A 24366-nucleotide genomic window follows, 5' to 3' on the forward strand; every position below is an offset into this window, starting at 1 on the left:
CGCGGGGCGCGGGGCGGGGGGCGCGGGGCGCGGGGCGCGGGGCGCGGGGCGCGGGGCGCGGGGCGCGGGGCGCGGGGCGCGGGGCGCGGGTTAGTTGCGGCGGCGGGTGGGGCGTAGCCAGGTCCAGGCGCACCAGGCCAGCCAGGCCAGCGACACGACGGTGGCCAGGGTCCGCTGGCGTAGCGCGCTGAGCAGCATCACCACGGCCAGCACCGCCAGCCACGGCAGGAAGGCTTTCACGACGGGGATCCTCGCACGGCCGGTCGGTGTACGGCGTGCGGCGGGGCGTCGAAGGCCAGGTCACGGGAAGAGTGAGCTTGCCATGAACAACTTGACGAGGCTGCTGAACTGGAGGAAGGTATGGCTGCCCTAAGTTAGTGAAGGCGTGCCTAATGAACACGGAGCGGGGATGTTCGCCACCTACCTGATCGGCCTGCGGGAGGGCCTGGAAGCGACCCTGGTGGTCAGCATCCTGGTCGCCTTCCTGGTGAAGTCGCAGCGCCGGGACCGGTTGCCCCAGGTGTGGGCGGGCGTCGGCCTGGCCGTCGCGCTCTCCGTGCTGTTCGGCTGGCTCATCGAGTACACCTCGACCTCGCTGCTGGCGCGTTCCGAGGATCGCGAGCTGTTCGAGGCGATCACTTCCGTCGCCGCCGTGGTGTTCGTCACCTGGATGATTTTCTGGATGCGCAAGGCGGCCCGCACCATCGCGGGTGAACTCCGCGGCAAGTTGACCGAGGCGCTCGCCGTCGGGTCGCTCGCCGTCGCCGGGATGGCCTTCCTCGCCGTGATCCGCGAGGGCCTGGAGACCGCGCTGATCTTCTACTCCGCGGCTCAGGGCGCGGCCGGGGACAGTGGGCCGCTGCTCGCGCTCATCGGCGGCATCGTGACCGCCGTGGTCCTCGGCGTGCTGCTCTACGCCAGCGCCCTCAAGATCAACCTCAGCAAGTTCTTCACCTGGACCGGCGCGCTGCTGATCCTGGTCGCCGCCGGCATCCTCAAGTACGGCGTGCACGACTTCCAGGAGGCCGGTGTCCTGCCCGGCCTCGGCGACCTGGCGTTCGACATCACCGCCGTGCTCGACCCGACCACCTGGTACGCGGCGCTGCTGGCCGGCATGTTCAACGTGACCCCCGCGCCCACCGTGCTCGAGACCATCGCCTGGATCGGGTACGCCGTACCCGTCCTGCTGCTCTTCCTTCGCCCGACCCGCCGTACCCCGGCATCGGGCGCGGCCACGACGGGCCCGGCGGCGCCCGCCACGCCGGCGCCGGCCGCGGCCTCGGGGCCCGGTGTCGAGGCGTCCGAGCGCACGTCGCCGTCCACCACCACCGTCACCGAACGCGGGGCCGACACCGGCGCCGAGGCAGAGGCGGCATCCGCGCCGCAGCGTGCCTGACCCCACGAGGAGAGACAGCACAGATGCGTACCACCCGATTCTTCGCGCTGGCCGCTGCCGGCGTGCTGGCGACGGCCGGCGTCGCCGCCTGTTCCAAGGCCGACAGCGATAAGTCGGACGCGGCGGGCGGCCCGATCGTGGTCAAGGCCACCGACACGGCCTGCGACGTCGCCACGACCGACCTCGGCGCCGGAACGGCCACCTTCAAGATCACCAACTCGGGCGCGAAGGTCACCGAGTTCTACGTGTACGCCTCCGGCGACCGGGTCATGGGCGAGGTGGAGAACATCGCGCCCGGGTTGAGCCGTGAGCTGCACGTCGAGCTGCCCGCCGGCACGTACGAGACGGCCTGCAAGCCGGGCATGAGCGGCAAGGGCATCCGGGGCGCGCTCAAGGTCAGCGGGTCCGCGCAGCCGCTTACCGCCGACGCCGCCCTGGCCGGCGCCACCGACAACTACCAGCGCTACGTCAAGAGCCAGACCGGGGCGCTGCTGGAGAAGACCGAGGATTTCGTCGCCGCCGTGAAGGCCGGCGACGTGGCGAAGGCCAAGACGCTGTACCCGGTCGCGCGCACCTACTGGGAGCGGATCGAGCCGGTGGCGGAGATCTTCGGCGACCTCGACCCCAAGATCGACGGCCGCGAGGAGGTCATCGAGGAGGGGATGGAGTTCACCGGCTTCCACCGGATCGAGAAGGACCTCTGGCAGTCCGGCGACATCAGCAAGGACGGTCCGATCGCCGACCGGCTGCTGGCCGACGTCAAGGAGATCGTGGCGAAGGCCAACGCCGAGAAGCTCTCCCCGTTGCAGCTCGCCAACGGCGCGAAGGAGCTGCTCGACGAGGTTGCCAGCGGCAAGATCACTGGCGAGGAGGACCGCTACTCGCACACCGACCTGTGGGACTTCGCCGCCAACCTGGAAGGTTCCAAGGCGGCCCTTTCGGCCCTTCGGCCCGCGCTGGAGCAGCGTTCGCCGGAGCTGGTCAAGCAGCTCGACACCGAGTTCGCGAACGTCGAGGCGCAGCTCGGCAAGCACCGCGACGGCGACGGGTGGAAGCTGCACACCGCGTTGAGCAAGGCCGAGCTCAAGGAACTCTCGGACGGCATTAACGCGCTCGCCGAGCCGATCAGCAAGGTCGCCGCAGTCGTCGCGAAGTGACCGGGACGCAGGGGGAGTCGAGTCGATGAGCGTACGCAGGTTGACCCGTCGGCGGGCTATCACGCTCGCCGGCGCCGGGGTGGCCGGAGTCGCGGGCGTCGCCGCCGGCGCGGGCGCGCTGGTCGGCGACTCGCGTGGTCCGGCGGCGGCCAGCGACCACCCGGCGGGCGCGGTGCCGTTCTTCGGCGAGCACCAGGCCGGCATCGTCACCCCCGCGCAGGATCGGCTGCACTTCGTCGCCTTCGACGTCATCACGAAGGACCGGGCCCGCCTGGTCGCGATGCTCGAAGAGTGGACGGCCGCCGCCGCCCGGATGACCGCCGGCCGGGACGCCGGTGTCCTCGGGGCGGTCGGCGGGATGCCCGAGGCCCCGCCGGACGACACCGGCGAAGCGCTCGGCCTCCCGCCGTCGCAGCTCACCCTGACCATCGGCTTCGGGCCCACGCTGTTCCGCGACGCGGACGGGCGGGACCGGTTCGGTATCGCCGACCGCCGCCCGGCCGCGCTGGCGGAGCTGCCGAAGTTCCCCGGCGACGCGTTGCAGGCCCCGATCTCCGGCGGCGACCTGTGTGTGCAGGCGTGCGCCAACGATCCCCAGGTGGCGGTGCACGCGATCCGCAACCTCGCGCGGATCGGCATGGGTGTGGTCAGCGTCCGCTGGTCGCAGCTCGGCTTCGGTCGTACGTCGTCGACCTCCCGCGACCAGGCGACCGCCCGCAACCTGTTCGGCTTCAAGGACGGCACGGCCAACCTCAAGGCCGAGGAGACCGACCTGCTGCGCGACCAGTTGTGGGTGCAGCCCGGCGACGGGCCGGACTGGATGACGGGCGGGTCGTACCTGGTCACCCGCAAGATCCGGATGCTCGTGGAGACCTGGGACCGGACCTCGCTCACCGAGCAGGAGGAGATCGTCGGCCGGACCAAGGGCAGCGGCGCCCCGCTCGGGCGCAGCAAGGAGTTCGACGAGCCGGACTTCGCGGCGCGCGGTGACGACGGCAAGCCGCTGATCGCCGAGCACGCCCACGTCGCCCTCGCCCATCCGAGCCGCAACAACGGCGCGCACCTGCTGCGCCGGGGCTACAACTTCGTCGACGGCTCGGACGGTCTCGGCCGGCTCGACGCCGGTCTCTTCTTCATCGCGTACCAGCGGGACCCGCGCAAGCAGTTCGTGCCGATCCAGACCCAGTTGGCCCGCCACGACGTGATGAACGAGTACCTGCGGCACGTCTCCAGCGGCCTGTTCGCCTGCCCGCCCGGCGTACGCGACGGTGGCGACCACTGGGGCCGGGTGCTCTTCGGCTGACCGGCGACGCGACCCGTCCGAGCTGTGGTGGCGGCGGACCGCGTCGAGGGGGGATCATGAGGCTGTCCGTGCCGGGTGACGCCGGTCCCACCGAACTGAACGGGGATGCAATATTAATCCCATGAGAGCCCGGGTCCTGGTGGTCGACGACGACCCCGCACTCGCCGAGATGCTCGGCATCGTGCTGCGCAGTGAGGGTTTCCTGCCCTCGTTCGTGGCCGATGGCGAGCGGGCGTTGGCCGCGTTTCGTGACAGTCGTCCGGACATCGTCCTGCTCGACCTCATGTTGCCCGGAATGAGTGGTATCGACGTGGCCCGGTCGATTCGTGCCGAGTCCGGCGTGCCGATCGTGATGCTGACCGCCAAGAGCGACACCGTGGACGTCGTCCTCGGGCTCGAATCCGGCGCCGACGACTACGTGGTCAAGCCGTTCAAGCCCAAGGAGCTGGTGGCCCGGATGCGGGCCCGGCTGCGCCGTGGCGAGGACGTCGCACCGGAGATGCTGACCATCGGGCCGCCCGGCAACCAGATCAGCATCGACGTGCCCGCCCACACCGTCAGCCGCAACGACGAGGAGGTGAAGCTGACGCCGCTGGAGTTCGACCTGCTGGTCGCGCTCGCCCGCAAGCCGCGTCAGGTCTTCACCCGCGAGGTGCTGCTGGAGCAGGTCTGGGGCTACCGGCACGCGGCCGACACCCGACTGGTCAACGTGCACGTGCAGCGGCTGCGCGCCAAGATCGAACCAGATCCGGAGCGGCCGGAAATCATCCTCACCGTGCGGGGCGTGGGCTACAAGGCGGGCACCGGATAGCCTGGTCGCACTGTGTCGACCTCGCCGCCCCCGCAGAACACCACAGCCCGCCGGCTCGCTGCCGGTCGGGAGGTCTGGCGTGTGCTGAGCGGCCGGGTCGCGCGGCTGCTGGCCCGGGCGCACCAGACCTGGCGGCGTTCACTCCAGGTCCGGGTGGTCACCATCACGTTGGTCGCCTCCAGCCTGCTGGTGGGCGGGTTCGCCTACCTGATCGCTGACAAGATCACGACGATCCTGCTCGACAACGCGCGCACCGACGTCCAGCTGCGTCTCAAGGGCGGCGCCGGGTACGCGGCCAAGCAGGTCTCCCTCTACGGCCAGCCGCAGGAGGCGCAGCTCCAGGAGACCATCGAGGGCACGGTCAACTACCTGGCCGGGGGTGACCCCCAGCAGACCAGTGGCGTGGTGGTGGCCATCACCGCCGCCGACTACCCGACGATGATCCAGACCCGCACCGCGCCGGCGGCCAACGTCCAGCCCCTGATCAGCAAGGAGTTGCGGGCCGCGGTCGCCAGCGGCAAGGTGGCCAGCCAGATCCAGACCGGGCGGCTCACCGGCGAGCCGACGAAGTTCCTGGTCTACGGCTCGCCGGTGCCGACCCGCTTCGGGCAGATCGAGCTCTACTACCTGGTGCCGCTGACCCGTCAGGACGACACCGCCGCCGACGCCCGGGCGACCGTGGTCGGCACCGGCATCGCCCTGGTGATCCTGCTGGGGCTGCTCGCCGCACTGGTCACCCGGCTGGTGGTCAACCCGGTCCGGGTCGCCGCGCGGACCGCCCAGCGGCTCTCCGCCGGCCTCCTCGACCAGCGGATGGTGGTCAACGGCGAGGACGACCTCGCGTTGCTGGCCGCCTCGTTCAACCAGATGGCGACCAACCTGCAGCGGCAGATCCTGCGCCTGGAGGAGATGTCCCGGTTGCAGCGCCGCTTCACCTCCGACGTGTCGCACGAGCTGCGGACTCCGTTGACCACGGTCCGGATGGCCGCCGACCTGATCTTCGCGGAGCGCGACGAGTTCGATCCCGCGGTGGCGCGCAGCGCCGAGCTGCTCCAGGCCGAGCTGGACCGTTTCGAGGAACTGCTCACCGACCTGTTGGAGATCAGCCGGTTCGACGCGGGCTTCGCCATGCTGGACGCCGAGCCGACCGACCTCGTGCCGGTGGTGCACCGGGTCGTCGACCGGTTGGCCGGGCTGGCCGAGCGGGTGGGCGTGGAGATCGAGCTGGACCTGCCCAGCACCCCGGTGATCGCCGAGGTCGACCCCCGCCGGGTGGAGCGGGTGCTGCGCAACCTGGTCGGCAACGCCGTCGAGCACGGCGAGGCCCGGCCGGTGCTGATCACCCTCGGCATCGACGAGACCGCCGTGGCGATCACCGTCCGCGACCACGGGGTGGGGCTGAAGGTGGGCGAGGAGAAGCTGGTGTTCAACCGGTTCTGGCGGGCGGACCCGTCGCGGGCCCGCCAGACCGGCGGCACCGGGCTGGGCCTGTCGATCAGCTTGGAGGACGCCCGTCTGCACGGTGGTTGGCTGGAGGCCTGGGGAGCGCCCGGTCAGGGCGCCCAGTTCCGGCTCACCCTGCCGGCCCGCGCCGGCGACCGGCTCACCACCTCGCCGCTGCGGCTGGTGCCCGCCGACGCGGCGCTGCCGTTCGGCGGCCCACGCGACGGCGGCCCCCTGGCCATCGGACCGGGCAGCGGCGGAGCGTTGGCGATCGGCCCGGCGCCGACCGACAGCGGCGAGCGGGAGGAGGTGCGATCGTGAGGGCTCGACCACTGCTCGGCGCTTTCGGCGCGGCGCTGCTCCTCAGTGCCGGTTGCGGCATCCCGGCCTCTTCCGACGTGCGGGTCGACGGCAAGGCCGGCACTGCGACCGAGGCCGGATCGAGCAACGGCCGCAGCAGCGAGCCCCCGTCGCGGGCCGCCAGCGGCAGCGACAACGCGGCCTTCGTGCGCAACTTCCTGTCCGCCGCCGCTGGCGAGCCGGACCGGGCGTACGAGCGGGTGAAGGCGTTCATCGCCCCCGAACACCGGCCCCGCCTGCAGGACAAGAAGGGCAGCGAGGTCGCGCTGAACGTGGTGCGGCTGCGCGAGACCGTCTTCACCTTCAACAGCGACTCCACCACGACCGTCAAGATCACGGTGCAGCAGATCGGCGTGCTGCGGACCAACGGCACCCTGGCGCCCCCGGTCGCGACCGAGACCCAGTACGAGTTCCGGCTGCGCAGCGCGGCCCTCGGCGGCGCCGGCAGCGACGAGCGCGCCGGCCAGTACCTGCTCGACCCGCCGAGCGTGCTGCTGCTCAGCGACGTCGCCCTCCAGCAGTACTACCAGGACGAGTCGATCTACTTCTGGAGCTCCGACCGCACCCGGCTCGTGCCCGACCAGCGCTACCTGCCGTACGCGGTGCCAGACGAGCGCCGTGTCAACGAGGTCGTGCGGTGGCTGGTCGGCGGCCCGTCCGACTGGCTGCGGCCGGGTGTCGTCGGTCTGCCGGACGGCACCGAGCTGATCAACAACGCCACCGGCGCGAACAACCGGTGGGAAGTCAACCTGGACATGTCCGGCGACGACCAGAGCCGGATCGACCAGGTGATGACGCAGCTCGCCTGGTCGCTGGGTGACCTGCCGGGCGAGCTGGAGCTGAAGATCAGGAACAACTCCCAGCCCGTGCGGGACCTCGACGAGCTTCGGACGGCCCAGCAGCTCTACCCCGTCCGGGAGGAGCCGCAGCGGTACGGCGTCTACGAGGGCGCGATCCGCCCGCTCGACTTCGCCGGCGAGCCCAGCGGCGCGGTGCCCCTCACGCCGGAGGTCAACCGCGGCATCGTGTCGGCCGGTCTCGCGCGGGGCGTCAACCGGGTGCTCGCCGCGCTGGTGGTGACCGGGGGCAAGGACCGGCAGCGACTCGCGGTGGGCACGGGGGCGGACACGGTGGCCACCCTCGGCCGCAGCGCCGGGGAGTACGCCTCGATCGGGCGCCCGGTCTGGCTGCGTACCGTCGACACGCGTCCCGCGCAGGGGCTGGTGGTGGCCGACGGTCGCCTCTACCGCTTCGACGAGGCCGCCGGGATGGCCGAGGTGCCGCTCAACCTGCCCTCGCCGGAGGTCACCGCGGTCGCCTCCGCGCTGGACGGTCAGCGGGTCGCGTTGATCGCCGGTGGGCGGCTCTACGTCGCGGCGCTGAACCTCGACGGCTCCGGCAGCGGGGTGTCGATCGGCCCGCCCCGGGCGCTGGTCACCTCGTTGACGAACCTGACCGCGGTGGACTGGATCGGGGAGGACCGGCTGGTGGTGGCCGGCTCGGCGGGCCAGCCGGCGATCTACGAGATCAGCGTGGACGGCGCCCTGGAGACGCCGCTGCGCACCGATGTCGGCGCCAAGGTCAACCATTTGACGGCGTACCCCACCAACCGCAGTGTGCGCGTGCCCACCGGGTCGTACATGTACGAGGCCAACAAGGTCGCGTACCGCAGCAGCCCGTTCGAACGGATCGCGCCCGAGCAGGTCCGCGATGTCCCCACGCCGCCGGCCGGAGTCCGCCCGAGCAACCCGTCGGCTCCGTTCTTCCTCTACTGACGTCGTGCGCGGGCTCTGGGCGGACCTCGCCGACCTGGTCCTCCCCGCTGACTGCGCCGGCTGCCGGGAGCGTCGCCAACGGATGCGGCAGGGGGTCTGCCCCTCCTGCGTCGCGGCGCTGAGCGCGCTGCGTCCCCGGGTGACCCGCCCCACCCCCGCCCCGGCCGGCCTGCCGCGCTGCGTCGCCCTCGGCCCGTACGACGGTCCGCTACGGGAGGCGCTGCTGGCGTACAAGGAACACGGCCGGCACGGTCTGGCCCGTCCGCTCGGCGCGCTGCTGGCCGAGGTGGTCGCGGCGGCGGTCGGCGAGGTGCGTCCGCTGGCGCTGGTGCCGGTGCCGGACACCGCGGCTGCGGCGCGTGGCCGCTACGGCGACCACCTGGACCGGCTGGCCCGGCACTGCGCGGCCCGGCTGGGCCGGTGCGGCTGGCCCGTACGGGTGCACCGGCCGTTGCGTGCCCTGCCCCGGCCCGACTCGGTGACCCTGGACAGCGCGGGCCGTGCGGCGGCCGCCGAGGCGGCGTTCCGCCCCCGTTCCGGCGCGTCGGATGGGCCGCGCCCGTCGGACGGTGGGCCCGCCGTGGTGCTGCTCGACGACATCGTCACGACCGGCGTGACACTGGCCGCGGCGGCCCGGGTGCTGACCGCGACCGGATGGCGACCGGGTGTCGCCGCGGTTCTCGCCGCAACCGAGAAAAGACTCCGTTTGTAACAGACCGTGTTTCCGTTTCACCCGTTGGTGTATGAGGTGCGAAAAATACCGGGCGGTCTTGGCAACAAGGGGTGACTGCCGGGCGAACAGGAGTTAGCGTTTCGCTGTCGGGGGTAGGAGGTCGTTCCATCCCGCCCCGGGCGGTGAGAGGAGGCGTAGCCGTACTGACCGGTCGACGCCAGCGGGTCTTCCTGAGGCGCACGACCGGGAGAAACCGGATCGAAGACGTCCGAACAAAGGAGGTCACGTGGACATCGTGGTCAAGGGCCGCAACGTCGAAGTGCCGGACCATTACCGGGTACACGTAGCCGAGAAACTCGCAAAGGTCGAACGTTACGACCACAAGATTATTCGCATCGATGTCGAGCTGTTTCACGAGCGCAATCCGCGCCAGGCCGACCACTGCCAGCGGGTGGAGATCACCTGCGTCTCGCGTGGTCCGGTAATCCGGGCCGAGGCCTGCACGAACGACTTCTACAGCGCGCTCGACGCCGCCATCGCGAAACTCGACACCCGGCTACGCCGCGCGGCGGACCGCCGGCGCGTACACCGTGGTCGGCACGCGCCGATCTCCGTGGCCGCCGCCACCGCCGACCTGCCGGTCACCGACCTGGTGGCCGCCCCGCTGTCCGCGTCGAACGCCCGCGCCGGCACCGCCGTCGCGGAGCGCGTCGAGGAGGAGTACGACCAGCCGTGGCACCTCGCCCGGGAGAAGGTTCACCCGGCCGAGCCCATGACCATCGACGACGCGTTGTTCCAGATGGAACTCGTCGGCCACGACTTCTACCTCTTCCAGGACAAGGAGACCGGCCGCCCCAGCGTCGTCTACCGACGTCACGCCTACGACTACGGCATCATCTCCCTCGACACCTGAGGCGGTTCGACCCGTCGAGCGCGGGGGTCGTGGCGGTCGTCCGTCACGGCCCCCGTGCTCCGTCAGCCCAGGTCGGCGGGGAGCAGGGCGAAGGTCAGGTCGTCGAGGCGAGTGCCCGCCAGGCCGGGCAGACGCCCCCGTTGCAGGCCCTCGCGCTGGAAGCCGACCCGCTCCAGCACGCGGTGCGAGGCGGTGTTCTCCGGCACCGTGCCGGCCGTCAGCCGGGCGAGGCCGGCCGGCCCGAACGCCCAGGCCGCGAGCAGCCGGACCGCCCTGGTGGCGTAGCCGTGCCCCCGCCACCGGGGGAGCAGCGCGTAGCCGATCGACCCCTCCCCGCTGGTCACCTCGGTGTACGACAGTCCGCAGCTGCCCGCCGGTTCGCCGGTGGCCACGTCGACGATGAGGAGCCGGGCGATGTCGCCGGTCAGCCACGCGCTCTCGGCCAGCCGGCAGCGCCGCTCGATCGACTCCCGCGTCGGCGGCACCGGCGGCGCCTGGTTGGCGACCACCTCCGACCGGCTGTGCAGCCCGTACATCATCTCCGCGTCCTGCGGCGCGAGCCGGCGCAGCGCCACCACCTGGTCGGTGAGCATCCCGTCGGGCAGGTCCGGCAGCAGCCGAGGGGTCGGGCCGGGCGGATCCTCGGCGAGGCGTACCCACGTCAGCAGGTCGTACCGTCTGCCGTTCCGGTCCTGACCGGCGGACCGCCGCAGGCCCTCGTAGCGGAAGCCGGCGGCCAGCGCGACGCGCTGGCTGGCCGCGTTCTCCGGCTCGGTGTGCAGCTCCAGCCGCCGCGTTCCGGTGTCGAAGGCGTGCTCGCTCAGCGCGCGGGTCGCGGCGACGGCCAGTCCGCGTCCCCGCGCGGCCGGCCGCAGCCAGTAGCCGATGTCCGCCTGACTCCGGGCGGGCATCGGGTTGCTCAACCCGGTAGCGCCGAGCAGCCGGTCGGTGGCCGGGTCCGCGATGGCGTACGCGGCGCCGCCGCCGGCCCAGACCGCCGGCGCGCCGGCCTCCACCCACGAGCGGGCGTCGACCTCGGTGTACGGGGACGGCATGGTGGACACGAACCGCTGGCTGAGCGGGTCCGCACACCCGTCGACCAGGTCCGCGATGTCGTCGGCGCGGAACGGCCGCAGCCGTACCCCGTGTGCCTCGACGACCGGCGGCGGGACCGTCACGTCAGGTCCTCGGCGAGCAGCGCGGCCACCCAGGCGTCGATCCGTTCACCTCGGTGCTGGACCCCGCCCCGGGCGGTCCCCTCGAAGGTGAAGCCCGCCTTTTCGGCGGCCCGCCGGGAGGAGGTGTTGCCCACGTTCGCCTTCCATTCGATGCGCGCCAGGCCGAGGGCCGTGAAGCCCCAGGCGCTGAGCGCGAGGAGCGCGGCCGGCAGGTACCCCCGCCCGCGTGCCGCCGGGGCGACCATGAAGCCCACGTCCCCGAGTAGCGGGTCGGCGGGGGAGAGCCGCAGGTCCAGAGTGCCGACGTAGGTGTCGTCCGGGTCGGCGATCACGAAGCAGGCGGAATCTCCCCGTGCCCAGGCATCCTGGGCGTAACCCCGGTAGCCCTGCGCGTCGGAGAGGTCGTACGGGTCCGGAACCGTGGTCCACCGGATCGTCTCCGGGTCCCGGCAGGTCTGCACCACGGCGTCGAGATCGCGCTCCTCCATCGGTCGGAGTCGTAGCTCGTTGCCGGCCGAGGTGGCGAACAGCGTCGGCTGTGGGCGACCGAAGACAGCGGCCCGGCGTGCCGCCAGGGTGCCTCGGGCGGCCGGCCCGGTCGACCCTGCTTCGGGTACCTCGCCGGGCAGCAGTGTGCCGATCCAGCCGTCCACGCCGCCCTCCGGCGCCGGGTTCGCCCGCCGTACCCGGCCGTCGATCCGGAACCCGGCCCGCAGCGCGACCAGCCGGGAGGCGTGGTTGCCCACCTCCGCCTGCCACAGCAGCCGGCGCAGCCCCAGCTTCTCGAAGGACCAGCGGGACACCGCCCGGGTGGCCCGCACGGTCACCCCCCGGCCGCGCGCCCACGGGGCCGTCCAGTAGCCGATCTCGCCGGTGCCGGCGTCGTCGATGGAGATCAGCCCGCACGAGCCGAGCAGGTCGCCGTTGGCCGCGTCGCAGACGGCGAACGGCGCCCTGATGCCGTCCGCCCATGCTCGCGGGCTCAGCCGCGTGACGAAATCGTGGGCGTGTTCGCGAAGGTACGGGCGCGGTACGGTGGTCCAACGCTGAATGTCCCGGTCCTGGCAGGCGCGGTAGACGTCGTCGGCGTCCGCCTCCCGCCAGGGCCGCAGCAGGACGCCGTCCTCGATGATCTCCACAGGCTCCACCCGTGCATCGTGCCGGAACGTTCGCCCTGGGCGTAACCGGATAACGTCCCGGGCGCGGCCCGTGCGCGTGTTATGTCGGGTTCGGCGGAGCGGACCACCGCCACCAGTGACCATCGCGCCGATGTTGCGCCTACGATGGTTCGAGACTGTCTAGGGGAGCGTTGATCCGTGTCGATTCTGGAAAAGGTCCTTAACGCGGGCGAGGGCCGCATGGTGCGCCGGCTCAAGGCCATCGCCGCCGCCGTCAGCTCGATCGAGGACGACTACGTCAACCTCACCGACGAGGAGCTGCGCGGCATGACCGAGCAGTTCCGCGAGCGGCTCGCCGACGGTGAAACCCTCGACGACCTGCTGCCGGAGGCGTTCGCGGTGGCCCGTGAGGCGGCCGCCCGGGTGCTCGGCCAGCGGCCGTACGACGTCCAGGTGATGGGCGGCGCGGCGCTGCACTTCGGCAACATCGCCGAGATGAAGACCGGTGAGGGTAAGACGCTGACCTCGGTCATGGCCGTCTACCTCAACGCGCTCTCCGGCGACGGTGTGCACGTGGTCACCGTCAACGACTACCTCGCCCAGCGCGACGCGGCCTGGATGGGTCGCGTGCACGAGTTCCTCGGGCTGACCGTCGGCGTGGTGCTGCCCAACCGGCCGGCCGCCGAGCACAAGGCCGCCTACGAGTGCGACATCACCTACGGCACCAACAACGAGTTCGGCTTCGACTACCTGCGCGACAACATGGCCTGGTCGAAGGACGAGCTGGTGCAGCGGGGCCACAACTTCGCGGTCGTCGACGAGGTCGACTCGATCCTGATCGACGAGGCGCGCACCCCGCTGATCATCTCCGGCCCGGCCGAGCACTCGGCCCGCTGGTACGGCGAGTTCGCGGGCGTGGTGGCCCGGCTCCAGCCCGGCACGGATGGCGAGGGCGACTACGAGGTCGACCACTCCAAGCGCACCATCGCGGTCACCGAGCGCGGCGTCGCCAAGGTCGAGGACCGGCTCGGCATCGACAACCTGTACGAGTCGGTGAACACCCCGCTGGTCGGCTACCTCAACAACGCCATCAAGGCCAAGGAGCTCTACAAGCGCGACAAGGACTACATCGTCAGCGACGGTGAGGTCCTGATCGTCGACGAGTTCACCGGTCGCATCCTGCACGGCCGTCGGTACAACGAGGGCATGCACCAGGCGATCGAGGCCAAGGAGGGGGTGGAGATCAAGCAGGAGAACCAGACCCTGGCCACCATCACCCTCCAGAACTACTTCCGCCTCTACAACAAGCTGTCCGGGATGACCGGTACGGCGCAGACCGAGGCGAGCGAGTTCAACAAGGTCTACAAGGTCGGCGTCGTGAGCATTCCGACGCACCGCCCGATGGTCCGTGAGGACCGGCCGGACGTCATCTACAAGACGGAGAAGGCCAAGTTCAACGCCGTCATCGAGGACATCGCCGAGCGGCACCAGATGGGCCAGCCGGTGCTGGTCGGCACCGTCTCGGTGGAAAACTCGGAGATCCTCTCCCAGTTGCTGCGCCGCCGGGGCATCCCGCACAACGTGCTGAACGCCAAGTTCCACGCCCGTGAGGCGGAGATCGTCGCCCAGGCCGGGCGCAAGGGCGCGGTCACCGTCGCCACCAACATGGCCGGCCGCGGCACCGACATCCTGCTCGGCGGCAACCCCGAGTTCCTGGCGGCCAACGAGCTGCGCCAGCGCGGTCTCGACCCGCTGGAGAACGAGGAGGACTACGCCAAGGCGATGGAGGAGGTCCTGCCCACCTGGAAGCAGGCCTGCGACGCCGAGGCGGACGAGGTCGCCGCCGCCGGTGGCCTGTACGTGCTGGGCACCGAGCGGCACGAGTCCCGGCGGATCGACAACCAGCTGCGCGGTCGTGCCGGCCGGCAGGGCGACCCGGGCGAGTCCCGGTTCTACCTGTCCCTGCAGGACGAGCTGATGCGCCGCTTCCGGGCCGGCGCGGTCGAGGCCGTGATGGAGCGCTTCAACATCCCGGAGGACGTGCCCATCGAGTCGAAGATGGTCACCCGCCAGATCAAGAGCGCCCAGGCCCAGATCGAGGGCCAGAACGCCGAGATCCGCAAGAACGTTCTGAAGTACGACGAGGTGCTCAACAAGCAGCGCCAGGTCGTCTACGCCGAGCGGCTGCGGGTGCTCAACGGCGAGGACCTGTCCGACCAGGTCCGCAACATGATCGACGACACCGTCGAGGCGTACGTGCGGGGTGCCACCTCGGACGGCTACGGCGAGGACTGGGACCTTGAGCAGCTCTGGTCCAGCCTCAAGCAGCTCTACCCGGTCGGCGTGACGATCGAGGAGTTGGAGGAGGAGGCCGGCGGCTCGCGGGCCGGTATGGACGCCGACTTCCTCGTCGCCCGCCTCAAGGATGACGCCAACGCCGCGTACGACCGCCGCGAGGAGCAGCTCGGCACCGAAGGGGTGCGCCAGCTCGAGCGGATGGTGCTGCTCCAGGTGATCGACCGCAAGTGGCGCGAGCACCTGTACGAGATGGACTACCTCCAGGAGGGCATCAACCTCCGGGCGTACGCCCAGCGCGACCCGGTGGTGGAGTACCAGCGCGAGGGCTTCGACATGTTCGCCACCATGATGGAAGGCATCAAGGAGGAGACCGTCGGTTTCCTCTACAACGTGGACGTCCAGGTCACCGAGCCGGAGCCCGAAGCCGACTCGGAAGAGGTCACGCTGCTCGACAAGCCGGTGGAGATCCGGGCCAAGGGTCTGAACCGCGCGCCGCAGCGGCAGGGTCTGCAGTACTCCGCTCCGACCATCGACGGCGAGGCCAGCCCCGGTGCTGTCGCCTTCGAACAGGAGCAGCAGCAGGCGCCGGCGCTCGGCGTGGGCCGCCCGGCCCAGGGCGCTCCGGCGGCACCCGGGCAGGGCGCACCGTCCGCCCCGCAGCGGCCGGCCTCGGGGCTGCGCGGCCCGACGCTCCCGTCGGCGGGGTCCCGGCGTCCGGCCGCCAACCAGGCCGACGCCGGCAACGGCCCGTCCCGCAACGCGCCGTGCCCGTGCGGTTCGGGTCGCAAGTACAAGCGCTGCCACGGCGCACCCAACGGCGGCAACTGACCGACACCGCGTCCCGATGGGCCCCGGCCGACAAGGCCGGGGCCCATCGGCGTCTCCGGCCCCGGTCGGCGTCTGGCCCGGGAGTGAGATCGACTCCGCTTCCGGGAAGTCGGTGTGTCAACGGCCGGTTGATGCCGCGCTTTCCTGGACGTCGAGCTGATCAACGCGGTCAGAGGACCTGCAGGGCGGTGCACAGCCAGCGGCCCCGCCGGTGCTCCAGGCGTACCGCCATGGCCCAGCTGCGGCCACCAGGGCCACTCACCACGGCGGCTGCCTCCACGGCTGCCTCGCGAGGTTCGCAGACCCGCAGCCGGGTGAGCCGCAGTGCCGGCCGGGTCGCCCGACGCCGCGCCGGCCCGGCCCGCCCGCTGGCCCGAGCGAGTTCGGTGAGCAGGTCGGTCGCCCGGCCCGGGTCGAGCAGAGGGCGTACCTGTGCCGGCGAGCGGTAGCCGTTGACCACCTCAAGGCAGGTGCCGACGAAGCGGTGCGCGGCCCGGGTGGCCTCGGGCGCCGTCGTCGGGGGCAGGGGAGTGCCCGGCTGGTTGGCCGGATGCGCGGGCGTACGGCGTGGGGCCGTGCGGCGCACCGCGGGCCGGACGGGATCCGGTCGTGTCGAGGCGAAGAGGTCGAGGGCGAGCTGACCGTGGGTCGGCCCCGGCCAGTACGTCTCGTCCTGGTACGGCGGGTCGATGGGCGGGACGGGACGCAGGCGCACGGGTGGTCGGGAGACTCCGGGTCGCCGCTCGCTCATCGCTGCCTCCCGTGATCTTGCGTTTGCCTTCGTTTGCCTCCGACTAACTAGATTCTCGGACATGGAGTGGCCCCGGTCAATGGCGCCTGCGGCGAATGGGCCGCGCATCTGCATGATCGACTCGGGTTCGCGGAGGTGGTGGTATCCGGGCCGATCGAACGGCGCGACATCGGTGATCTGGAGTGGATCACCGAGCGGAGGGCCGGGCGTGGCTACTCGGGGTCGCGGTCGACGAGGGGGTTCTCGCGTACCCAGTCGGCGGTCTCGGCGTACTTCTGCGCGATGTACTCCTCCAGTCGGGCCCGCTCGACCCGCCACTGACCGCGCCCACCGACCTTGATCGCCGGCAGCTCCCCGCTGCGGACCATGTGGTAGACCTGCGAGTCCGACACGTTCAGCTCGGCGGCCACGTCGGAGAGCAGCAGGAACCTCGGCTCCACAGGAACTCCCGGGGTTGACGTCGTTTGCCTCAGTTTGCCACCGACAGGGCTCACCACCCAACATCGCCGCGGCCATCGGTGGCGGACACACCGGCGGGAAACTTCCACCGGCCGGAGGCGAGGTGTATGACGGTCACGGCGTGCGGCATGATCTGCGCCCGTGCCGGCTACCGCCGGCACGGAATCGAGCGGGGAGACGACCGGTGACCGACGAGCTTGTCCGGGTGTACGTGCCGGCGACCGTACCCATGCTGGCCCGCCTGCGCGAGGAGGGGCTGACCGCCGACACCGCGCACGCGGTGACGCCCGCGCTGCGCGAGTGGTACGCCGAGGGCGACGAGGAGGAGTTGGAGTACGTCGCGTTCACCCGGGCCGCCCAGGACGCGCTGCACCTGCTCCGGGAGGATCCGGCCGCGCCACGCCGCCGCGTGGTCGTCTCGGTCGATCTGTCGCCCGCCGCGCTCGGTCGTGGCGACGGCGAGCTGGGCTCCAGCCTGGTGACGTTGACCGACACCGTGCCGGTGGGGGCTGTCGCGGCGATCCACGTGGACGGCACGGACGCCGTCGAAGAGGTCGCCGCAGCGGCCGACGTGGTGACCGAGGCCGCCGCCGGTGACCCGGACGCGCAGTTCACCGTCGACGGCGCCGAGGATCACGAGCTTGAGTGGTACGACGTGACGGAGTTGGACATCCTGCTGCGCGCCGCCGGCTGAGCAGCCGCACGCGTCTCAGCGGGCCGGGTCGGCGTCCGCCTCCCGGACCGCCGTGTCCGGCTCGTCCTCGTCGACGTCGCCGGTGGCGCTCGCGGTGGTCGCCGGCCCGGTGCCGGGTCGGCCGGTCGAGGCCGGCTCGTCGTCGATCTGTGCTGGGCCGAGCGTTCGGCCGAACGCCACGAGCGCGGCCAGCGCCCCCACGAACAGCACCCAGATGCCGTTGTCCACCCGCGAGGTGCCCAGCGACGTCTGCGCCACCGCGTCCGCCTCGCTGAGCGCGCTGGCCAGGTCCAGCAGTGAGCGGCCGCCGATCCGGATGATCACTTCGGCGAGCAGCAGGAGCAGGCCCGGTCCGGCGCCCGCGAGCAGGTACGCCGGCCAGCGCAGCGCGCGTGTCTGCGGATCACGCCGCAGGGCTCGACGCCGCGCCCAGGTGAGGTAACCGAAGGCGAGTAGTCCGGCGACCAGGCCGCCGAGGAGCGACTCGGTGCGGGACACCCACTTGGCCGCGCCGACGAGCGACTGCTGGGTGTCGCCCGCGCCGAAGAGGTCGAACAGCGGGTCCCGGGCACGGCTGAACGCCACTACGAAGACCAGCGTGCCCAGCGCGGCGCTCACCACCGCACCGACCGCCGGGGCGGTCCGGGCGCCCGCGATCGCCCCGCCGATGATCGCGGCGGCCGCGGTGGTGCCGGCGATCACGTTCGTGGTCGAGGTGTCGAAGTAGGTGAGGTTGATCGCCACCGCGGCGAGCAGCCCGACCACCATCCCGGCCCCGATCGCGCCGACGAAACGCAGCGTGGTCCCGTCGCCGTACCGGCGGGACAGCAGGTTGCCGAAGGCCAGCGCGGTGGCCGCGCCGGCCACGAGCGCGGCCGAGATCACGCCGGGCAGGGCGAACGCGGACAGGCTTATCGCGGTGATGCCGGCCGCCGCCGAGGTGATGGCCTGCCGGGTCGACCAGAGCATGGCGGCCAGCCAGCCGAGCGCCAGCAGCGCGAGGACCGCCGCTCCGGGCGCCGGGAGGGACCGGCCGGTCGGGCTGGTCGCGTCGACCGCCGGCTGGTCCGACTCCGCGGCTGAGTCGCGGCCGGGCTGCTTGGTCATCGTCTCCCCTTCGAGGCGCCAGGTCACCGACCATTCAGGGTACGCGGACCCCCACGCCCCGCAGAGAACGAGCCACACCCCCCGGGGTACGCCGGCCCGCCACAGCCGACCATTGGGACCAGTCGAGCCATCAGGACAAGTCGAGCGCCGTCGAACGCCCCAGGGGTAGGGCACGGCTGCAGCTCCGCAGGACGGGCGGCGCGTCGAGTTCGCAGGATGGGCAGCGCGTCAAGGCGTACCCCAGGGCTCGTCAAGGCGTACCCCAGGGCGCGTCAAGGCGTACCCCCGAAGAACAGCGACGGGCGCGCGGACGGCAACCAACGTCGGGGCTGGGGCGAGCGTCCCCGGCGGAGGGATCAAGCCTGACCGCCCGGAGCCGGGGACGGTCGCCCCAGCCCCACCACGGCGAGCCGCACGGCGAGCCGCACAGCGAGCCGCGACCGGTAAGGAGAGAAGGGCCAGTCGGTCCTGAGCCAGGCAGTGACGGCGGCGGCAGGGCCAGCACCGACGCGTGAAACAATCGCGGGAGGTCCCGCCGCTGCTCGGCTACCCCGCGCGGCGTCCGGTGTCCGACTATCCGGTCGGTGCCCGCGGGTCCGGTTTCGCCACCGCTGTCGAGATCGCCAGGAGCCTTGATGGATGCCGTGTTCTCCGTTCCCGAGCCGCGCAACGAGCCGGTCCGCAACTACGAGCCGGGCAGCGCAGACCGGGAGCGGCTGCGGCGGCGGCTGACCGAGCTGGCCGCCGAGCGCATCGACCTGCCGATGACCATCGGCGGGCAGCAGCGGATGGCGGCGGGCGACCCGATCAACGTGGTGCAGCCGCACAAGCACGCGCACGTGCTGGGCGTGACCGCGCACGCCTCGCACGACGACGCCCGAGCCGCGATCAAGGCGGCCAAGGACGCCGCGCCGATGTGGCGGGCGCTGCCGTTCGAGGAGCGCGCCGCGATCTTCCTGCGCGCCGCCGAACTGCTCGCCGGCCCGTGGCGGGACACCCTCAACGCCGCCACCATGCTCGGCCAGTCGAAGACCGCGATCCAGGCGGAGATCGACTCGGCCTGCGAGTTCATCGACTTCCTGCGCTTCAACGTGCACTTCGCACGGCGTCTGCTCGAGGAGCAGCCGGCGTCGTCGCCCGGCGTGTGGAACCGCTTCGACCACCGGCCCCTGGAGGGCTTCGTCTACGCGGTCACCCCGTTCAACTTCACCGCCATCGCCGGCAACCTGCCTTCCGCGCCGGCGCTGCTGGGTAACACCGTGATCTGGAAGCCGGGCCCGACCCAGCAGTTCGCCGCACACTTCACCATGCGGCTCTTCGAGGCCGCCGGCCTGCCGCCCGGCGTGATCAACATGGTGACCGGCCGGGGCGAGGAGGTGTCCGATGTCGTGCTCGCCGACCCGGACCTGGCCGGTATCCACTTCACCGGTTCGACGAAGGTGTTCCAGCACCTGTGGAAGACCGTCGGCGACAACATCGCGCGCTACCGGGGCTACCCGCGGTTGGTCGGCGAGACCGGCGGCAAGGACTTCGTGGTCGCGCACACCAGCGCCGACGTGGACGCCCTGCACACCGCGCTGATCCGCGGCGCGTACGAGTACCAGGGTCAGAAGTGCTCGGCCGCCTCGCGGGCGTACGTGCCGCGCTCGATCTGGGAAGGTGGCCTGCGTGACCGTCTGGCCGCGACCGCCGACTCGCTGACCTACGGCGACGTGGCCGACTTCGGCAACTTCGGTGGCGCGGTGATCGACGACAAGGCGTTCGCCCGGCACACTGCGGCGCTGGAGCTGATCAACGGTGACGACAGCTGCCGGGTGCTGGCCGGTGGCACGGCGGACGACTCGGTCGGCTACTTCGTCCGGCCGACGCTCTTCGAGTGCTCCGACGCCGCGCACGAGACGTTCACCACCGAGTACTTCGGGCCGATCCTCGGCGTCCACGTGTTCGACGACGCCCGCTTCGACGAGGTGGTCGCGCAGGCCGAGTCGATCGCCCCGTACGCGCTGACCGGGTCGGTGTTCGCCACCGACCGCCGGGTCGTCGACGCGGTCGGCGAGCGCATGCGGTACGCGGCCGGCAACTTCTACATCAACGACAAGCCGACCGGCGCGGTCGTCGGGCAGCAGCCCTTCGGTGGGGCCCGCGCCAGCGGTACCAACGACAAGGCGGGCTCCTGGCTCAACCTGGTGCGCTGGGTGTCGCCGCGCACGATCAAGGAGACCTTCGTGCCGCCGACCGACCACACGTACCCCCACATGGGCTGAAAGGAAGGGCCCCTTGTTAACGCCTGGTGCATAACAAGGGGCCCTTCCTTTCACCGGCGGTCCATCGATAGTCCTCTATGGACAGTCTGTCGCCGACAGTGCACTTAGGAAGTCCTTCTTGGGTGGCAAACCGCCAAATCCTGGACGCCGGCAGCGCAAAGTGGCAGCGTAACGGGCATGGCGGAATCCGGAGTCAACCCCACGGCGGCGGCCCTTCTCGGGCTGCTCCACGAGGGTCCCATGACAGGCGGCCAGTTGATGGCCGCCGCAGAGCGCCGGCTGGCGCCCTACTGGTCGATGACCCGTAGTCAGGTCTACCGCGAGTTGCCGGTCCTGGCCGAGCGGGGCTACGTACGGCTCGGCAAGCCGGGCCCCCGAATGAGCCAGCCGTACGCGCTCACCGCCAGCGGGAAACGGACGTTCTCCCGTTGGCTGGCGGAGAACCCGGGGCGGGACACCATCCGCAACCCGATCGCGCTCCGGATGGCCTTCGGCAACCTCCACTCGTCCAGCCAGCTCAAGAGCCTGTACGCCTCGGCCAACGAATACCACACCGAGGCCCTCGCCCAGGTCCGGGAGCAGGTCAAGAACGCCAAACGGGACGGCGAGACGTACGACGCCAGCGCGCTGGAGTTCGCCGTCGCCTACCACCGGGCGGCCCTGTCCTGGCTGAAGTCCGCCCCCGCCGGGTGACCGTCGGCGGTTTCACGGACACGGAACGGGCTACGGCTTCCGGAACGCGGAGTTTATTTGGCGCGGACCTGCGGGGCTCGCAAGCTCACTCCTCGTCCGCGCGGAGTTTATTTGGCGCGGACCTGCGGGGCTCGCAAGCTCACTCCTCGTCCGCGCAGTACGCTTGTCTGTCGTGACCGCTGCCGATTACGCCGAACAGCTCAAGGAACTCGACGCGACCCTGCGCAACATCGAGGCCGTCCTCAATCTGGACCGGCTGCACGAGGACAAGGCCCGCCTGGAGCAGGAGGCGTCCGCCCCCGACCTGTGGGACGACCAGGCCAAGGCTCAGCAGGTGACCTCGCAGCTGTCGTACGTCAACGGCGAGATCAGCAAGCTGGGCAGTCTGCGCTCCCAGCTCGACGACGCCCGGGTGCTGCTGGAGTTGGCCGAGGCCGAGTCCGACCCCGGTGTGCTGACCGAGGTCGAGGCGGAGATCACCGGGCTGACCAAATCCATCCAGGAGATGGAGGTCCGCACCCTGCTCTCCGGCGAGTACGACTCCCGGGAGGCGCTGGTGGCCATCCGGGCCGGCGCGGGCGGTGTGGACGCGGCGGACTTCGCCGAGATGCTGCTGCGGATGTACCTGCGCTGGGCCGAGCGGCACGGCTACCCGACGGAGGTCTACGAGACCTCGTACGCCGAGGAGGCGGGCCTGAAGTCGGCCACCTTCGCCGTCAAGGTGCCCTACGCCTACGGCACGCTCAGCGTCGAGTCGGGCACCCACCGGCTGGTCCGGATCAGCCCGTTCGACAACCAGGGCCGCCGGCAGACCAGCTTCGCGGGCGTCGAGGTGCTGCCGGTCACCGAGCAGACCGACCACATCGACATCCCGGAGAACGAGGTCCGGACCGACGTCTACCGCTCCTCGGGCCCCGGTGGGCAGAGCGTCAACACCACCGACTCGGCGGTCCGACTCACCCACATCCCCACCGGCATCGTGGTGACCTGCCAGAACGAGAAGTCCCAGCTGCAGAACAAGGCCTCCGCGCTGCGGGTCCTCCAGGCACGGCTGCTGGAGCGCAAGCGCCAGGAGGAACAGGCCAAGCTGGAGGGCCTCAAGGAGAACGCCGCCGGCTCGTGGGGCGACCAGATGCGCTCGTACGTCCTGCACCCGTATCAGATGGTGAAGGATCTCCGAACCGAGCAGGAGACCGGCAATCCGAGCGCCGTCTTCGATGGCGAGCTGGACGGTTTCATCGAGGCCGGTATCCGTTGGCGTAAGCAGCGGCAGCTCGCCAGCGACAGTGCGTAACGATGCGTGGGCGGAGCGCGTCATCGATCTCCAGGTGAGAGCCTGATTCGACGACGCGCGCCCCAACTGCGGGGCGTGGGGCTTGGCTCAGTTGTTACACCGCGTAGACTCACCACCCGTGATTCAGCTTGAGCAAGTGACGAAGACGTACCCGAAGGCGTCCCGGCCTTCGCTCGACAACGTGTCCGTCTCGATCGAGAAGGGCGAGTTCGTCTTCTTCATCGGTCCATCCGGCTCCGGCAAGTCCACCATCATCAAGATGCTGCTGCACGAGGTGACCCCCAACAAGGGACGCGTCATCGTCAACAGCAAGGACGTCACGTCGATGCGCTCCTGGAAGCGACCCCACTTCCGGCGTTCGATCGGCTGCGTCTTCCAGGACTTCCGGCTGCTGCCGAACCGCACCGCCTACGAGAACGTGGCGTTCGCTCTCGAGGTGATCGGCAAGACCAAGGCGGTCGCCCGCCGGGTCGTGCCGGAGGTGCTGGAGCTGGTCGGGCTCGGTGGCAAGGAGCATCGCTATCCGCACGAGCTCTCCGGTGGTGAGCAGCAGCGGGTCGCCGTCGCCCGGGCGTTCGTGAACCGTCCGCTGATCCTGCTGGCGGACGAGCCGACCGGAAACCTGGACCCGGACACCTCGATCGAGATCATGCGTCTGCTGGACCGGATCAACCGCACCGGCACGACCGTCGTGATGGTCACGCACGACTCCAACATCGTGAACCAGATGCGCCGCCGCGTCATCGAGATCGAGAGCGGCCGCATCGTGCGTGACCAGGCCCGCGGCGTCTACGGGTGAGCCGGCGCTTCACCCCTTTCGCAGCCTGACGACGAACACCTCATGCCGGAGACCCGGAGGAAATCCCGATGCGCGTGAAATACGTCCTGTCCGAGGTACTGGTCGGACTGTGGCGCAACGTGACCATGACCGTCGCGATGATCATCACGATGGCGGTCTCGCTGACCATGCTCGGTGCCAGCGGTCTGATGTACCGCCAGGTTGACGACATGAAGGACCTCTACTACAAGAACATCGAGGTCTCGATCTTCCTGACCCAGGAGGTGAGCGAGCAGCAGCGCACCGACCTGAACGACAAGCTGAAGAACGACCCCCTGGTCAAGGACGTCATCTACGTCAACAAGGACGAGGCGTACAAGAAGTTCCAGGAGATGTACCAGGACGCGCCGGACCTGGTGAACGCGGTCAAGCCGGATCAGCTTCCGGAGTCGTTCCGGCTCAAGCTGAAGAACCCGGAGCAGTACAAGAACATCTACGACCAGTACAAGGAGACCGAGGGCGTCGACGAGATCGTCGACCAGAGCCGGCTCCTGGACAAGATCTTCGACGTGCTCACCGCGATCCAGAACATCGCCCTGGCCGCCGCGGTCGTGATGGCGATCGCCGCGCTGCTCCTGGTGGCCAACACCATCCAGGTCGCCGCGTACAGCAAGCGGCGCGAGGTGGCGGTCATGAAGCTGGTCGGCGCGTCCAACTGGTTCATCCAGGCGCCGTTCGTGTTGGAGGCCGTGGTAGCCGGTCTGATCGGCGCACTGCTCGGTCTGGTGGCGCTGGTGGCAGCGAAATATCTGCTCTTCGACGGGTCACTCAAGGCGTTGCAGGGTCTGCTGTCGCCGATCAGCTGGGGCGACATCCTGGTCATCTTCCCGCTGATGGCCTTCGTCGGTGGCCTGGTCAGCGCCGCCACCGCCTGGATCACCCTGCGCTTCTACCTGCGGGTCTAGGTCCTGTTTCACAAGAACTGGTCGGCCTGCGGCGGGCCCGGACGACGACCGGCGGCGTTGCGGGGGGGGGGGGGGGGGGAAGACCCCAAACGCAGCCCCACCCCCCGC

At 70.8% G+C, this 24366-nt stretch carries 21 protein-coding genes; 15 read left to right on the plus strand and 6 right to left on the minus strand.

What is annotated here, in order from left to right:
- Positions 1–90: 90 nt before the first annotated feature.
- Positions 91–240, minus strand: a complete 150-nt coding sequence (locus AB0I89_RS33090; protein WP_357134730.1) for a hypothetical protein — start codon at positions 238–240, stop codon at positions 91–93.
- Positions 241–409: 169 nt separating this feature from the next.
- On the opposite strand from AB0I89_RS33090, the gene efeU reads away from it, so the two are divergent.
- The 8 genes from efeU (at position 410) to raiA (ending at position 9831) form a co-directional block, all read left to right on the plus strand.
- Complete coding sequence (gene efeU, locus AB0I89_RS33095) at positions 410–1396, plus strand: iron uptake transporter permease EfeU (RefSeq protein ID WP_357134731.1); 987 nt, start codon at positions 410–412, stop codon at positions 1394–1396.
- 23 nt (positions 1397–1419) lie between these two features.
- On the plus strand, positions 1420–2553 hold the full coding sequence (gene efeO / locus AB0I89_RS33100) for an iron uptake system protein EfeO (protein WP_357134733.1): 1134 nt from the start codon (positions 1420–1422) through the stop codon (positions 2551–2553).
- 25 nt (positions 2554–2578) lie between these two features.
- Complete coding sequence (gene efeB, locus AB0I89_RS33105; RefSeq protein ID WP_357134735.1) at positions 2579–3856, plus strand: iron uptake transporter deferrochelatase/peroxidase subunit; 1278 nt, start codon at positions 2579–2581, stop codon at positions 3854–3856.
- Positions 3857–3977: 121 nt separating this feature from the next.
- Entirely contained in the window at positions 3978–4667 is a 690-nt protein-coding gene (gene mtrA / locus AB0I89_RS33110; protein WP_355052014.1) for an MtrAB system response regulator MtrA, read from the plus strand.
- A gap of 12 nt (positions 4668–4679) precedes the next feature.
- Positions 4680–6431: an MtrAB system histidine kinase MtrB gene (mtrB, locus tag AB0I89_RS33115; RefSeq protein WP_357134737.1), complete on the plus strand. Its 1752-nt coding sequence runs from the start codon at positions 4680–4682 to the stop codon at positions 6429–6431.
- On the plus strand, positions 6428–8245 hold the full coding sequence (locus AB0I89_RS33120) for an LpqB family beta-propeller domain-containing protein (RefSeq protein WP_357134739.1): 1818 nt from the start codon (positions 6428–6430) through the stop codon (positions 8243–8245). Before mtrB ends, AB0I89_RS33120 begins: the two co-directional genes overlap by 4 nt.
- A gap of 4 nt (positions 8246–8249) precedes the next feature.
- Positions 8250–8957 (plus strand): ComF family protein, encoded by a 708-nt coding sequence (locus tag AB0I89_RS33125; RefSeq protein WP_357134741.1) that lies wholly within the window; start codon positions 8250–8252, stop codon positions 8955–8957.
- Positions 8958–9204: 247 nt separating this feature from the next.
- The gene (raiA, locus tag AB0I89_RS33130) at positions 9205–9831 is read left to right on the plus strand and encodes a ribosome-associated translation inhibitor RaiA (RefSeq protein ID WP_357134743.1); all 627 of its coding nucleotides are present in this window, start codon (positions 9205–9207) and stop codon (positions 9829–9831) included.
- Positions 9832–9893: 62 nt separating this feature from the next.
- On the opposite strand, the gene AB0I89_RS33135 is transcribed toward raiA, so the two are convergent.
- Together AB0I89_RS33135 and AB0I89_RS33140 are read right to left on the minus strand one after the other, a co-directional pair.
- The gene (locus AB0I89_RS33135) at positions 9894–11009 is read right to left on the minus strand and encodes a GNAT family protein (RefSeq protein ID WP_357134745.1); all 1116 of its coding nucleotides are present in this window, start codon (positions 11007–11009) and stop codon (positions 9894–9896) included.
- Positions 11006–12157, minus strand: coding sequence for a GNAT family N-acetyltransferase (locus AB0I89_RS33140; RefSeq protein ID WP_357134747.1), 1152 nt, complete (start codon positions 12155–12157; stop codon positions 11006–11008). Before AB0I89_RS33140 ends, AB0I89_RS33135 begins: the two co-directional genes overlap by 4 nt.
- A 168-nt stretch (positions 12158–12325) precedes the next feature.
- Here AB0I89_RS33140 and secA point away from each other — a divergent pair, with 168 nt between their 5' ends.
- Complete coding sequence (gene secA / locus AB0I89_RS33145) at positions 12326–15253, plus strand: preprotein translocase subunit SecA (RefSeq protein ID WP_357134749.1); 2928 nt, start codon at positions 12326–12328, stop codon at positions 15251–15253.
- A gap of 169 nt (positions 15254–15422) precedes the next feature.
- Here secA and AB0I89_RS33150 read toward each other — a convergent pair whose 3' ends face one another.
- Complete coding sequence (locus AB0I89_RS33150; RefSeq protein WP_357134751.1) at positions 15423–16004, minus strand: Rv3235 family protein; 582 nt, start codon at positions 16002–16004, stop codon at positions 15423–15425.
- Positions 16005–16216: 212 nt separating this feature from the next.
- Positions 16217–16444: a helix-turn-helix domain-containing protein gene (locus AB0I89_RS33155; RefSeq protein WP_357134753.1), complete on the minus strand. Its 228-nt coding sequence runs from the start codon at positions 16442–16444 to the stop codon at positions 16217–16219.
- Positions 16445–16647: 203 nt separating this feature from the next.
- Between AB0I89_RS33155 and AB0I89_RS33160 the strand changes: the two genes are divergently transcribed.
- Positions 16648–17157 carry a hypothetical protein gene (locus tag AB0I89_RS33160; protein ID WP_357134755.1) on the plus strand — a complete coding sequence of 170 codons (510 nt, stop codon included), beginning with the start codon at positions 16648–16650 and terminating at the stop codon, positions 17155–17157.
- 15 nt (positions 17158–17172) lie between these two features.
- On the opposite strand, the gene AB0I89_RS33165 is transcribed toward AB0I89_RS33160, so the two are convergent.
- Entirely contained in the window at positions 17173–18264 is a 1092-nt protein-coding gene (locus AB0I89_RS33165) for a hypothetical protein (RefSeq protein WP_357134756.1), read from the minus strand.
- A gap of 635 nt (positions 18265–18899) precedes the next feature.
- Here AB0I89_RS33165 and pruA point away from each other — a divergent pair.
- The 5 genes from pruA (at position 18900) to ftsX (ending at position 24258) form a co-directional block, all read left to right on the plus strand.
- The gene (gene pruA, locus AB0I89_RS33170) at positions 18900–20528 is read left to right on the plus strand and encodes an L-glutamate gamma-semialdehyde dehydrogenase (RefSeq protein WP_357134758.1); all 1629 of its coding nucleotides are present in this window, start codon (positions 18900–18902) and stop codon (positions 20526–20528) included.
- Between the two features lie 177 nt (positions 20529–20705).
- Positions 20706–21221, plus strand: a complete 516-nt coding sequence (locus AB0I89_RS33175; RefSeq protein ID WP_266249116.1) for a PadR family transcriptional regulator — start codon at positions 20706–20708, stop codon at positions 21219–21221.
- Positions 21222–21393: 172 nt separating this feature from the next.
- Complete coding sequence (prfB, locus tag AB0I89_RS33180; protein WP_357134759.1) at positions 21394–22515, plus strand: peptide chain release factor 2; 1122 nt, start codon at positions 21394–21396, stop codon at positions 22513–22515.
- 118 nt (positions 22516–22633) lie between these two features.
- Positions 22634–23314, plus strand: coding sequence for a cell division ATP-binding protein FtsE (ftsE, locus tag AB0I89_RS33185; RefSeq protein WP_007455859.1), 681 nt, complete (start codon positions 22634–22636; stop codon positions 23312–23314).
- A gap of 68 nt (positions 23315–23382) precedes the next feature.
- Positions 23383–24258, plus strand: a complete 876-nt coding sequence (ftsX, locus tag AB0I89_RS33190; RefSeq protein WP_355052001.1) for a permease-like cell division protein FtsX — start codon at positions 23383–23385, stop codon at positions 24256–24258.
- Positions 24259–24366: the final 108 nt, after the last annotated feature.

The organism is Micromonospora sp. NPDC049801, assembly GCF_040656575.1.
GTDB lineage: Bacteria > Actinomycetota > Actinomycetes > Mycobacteriales > Micromonosporaceae > Micromonospora.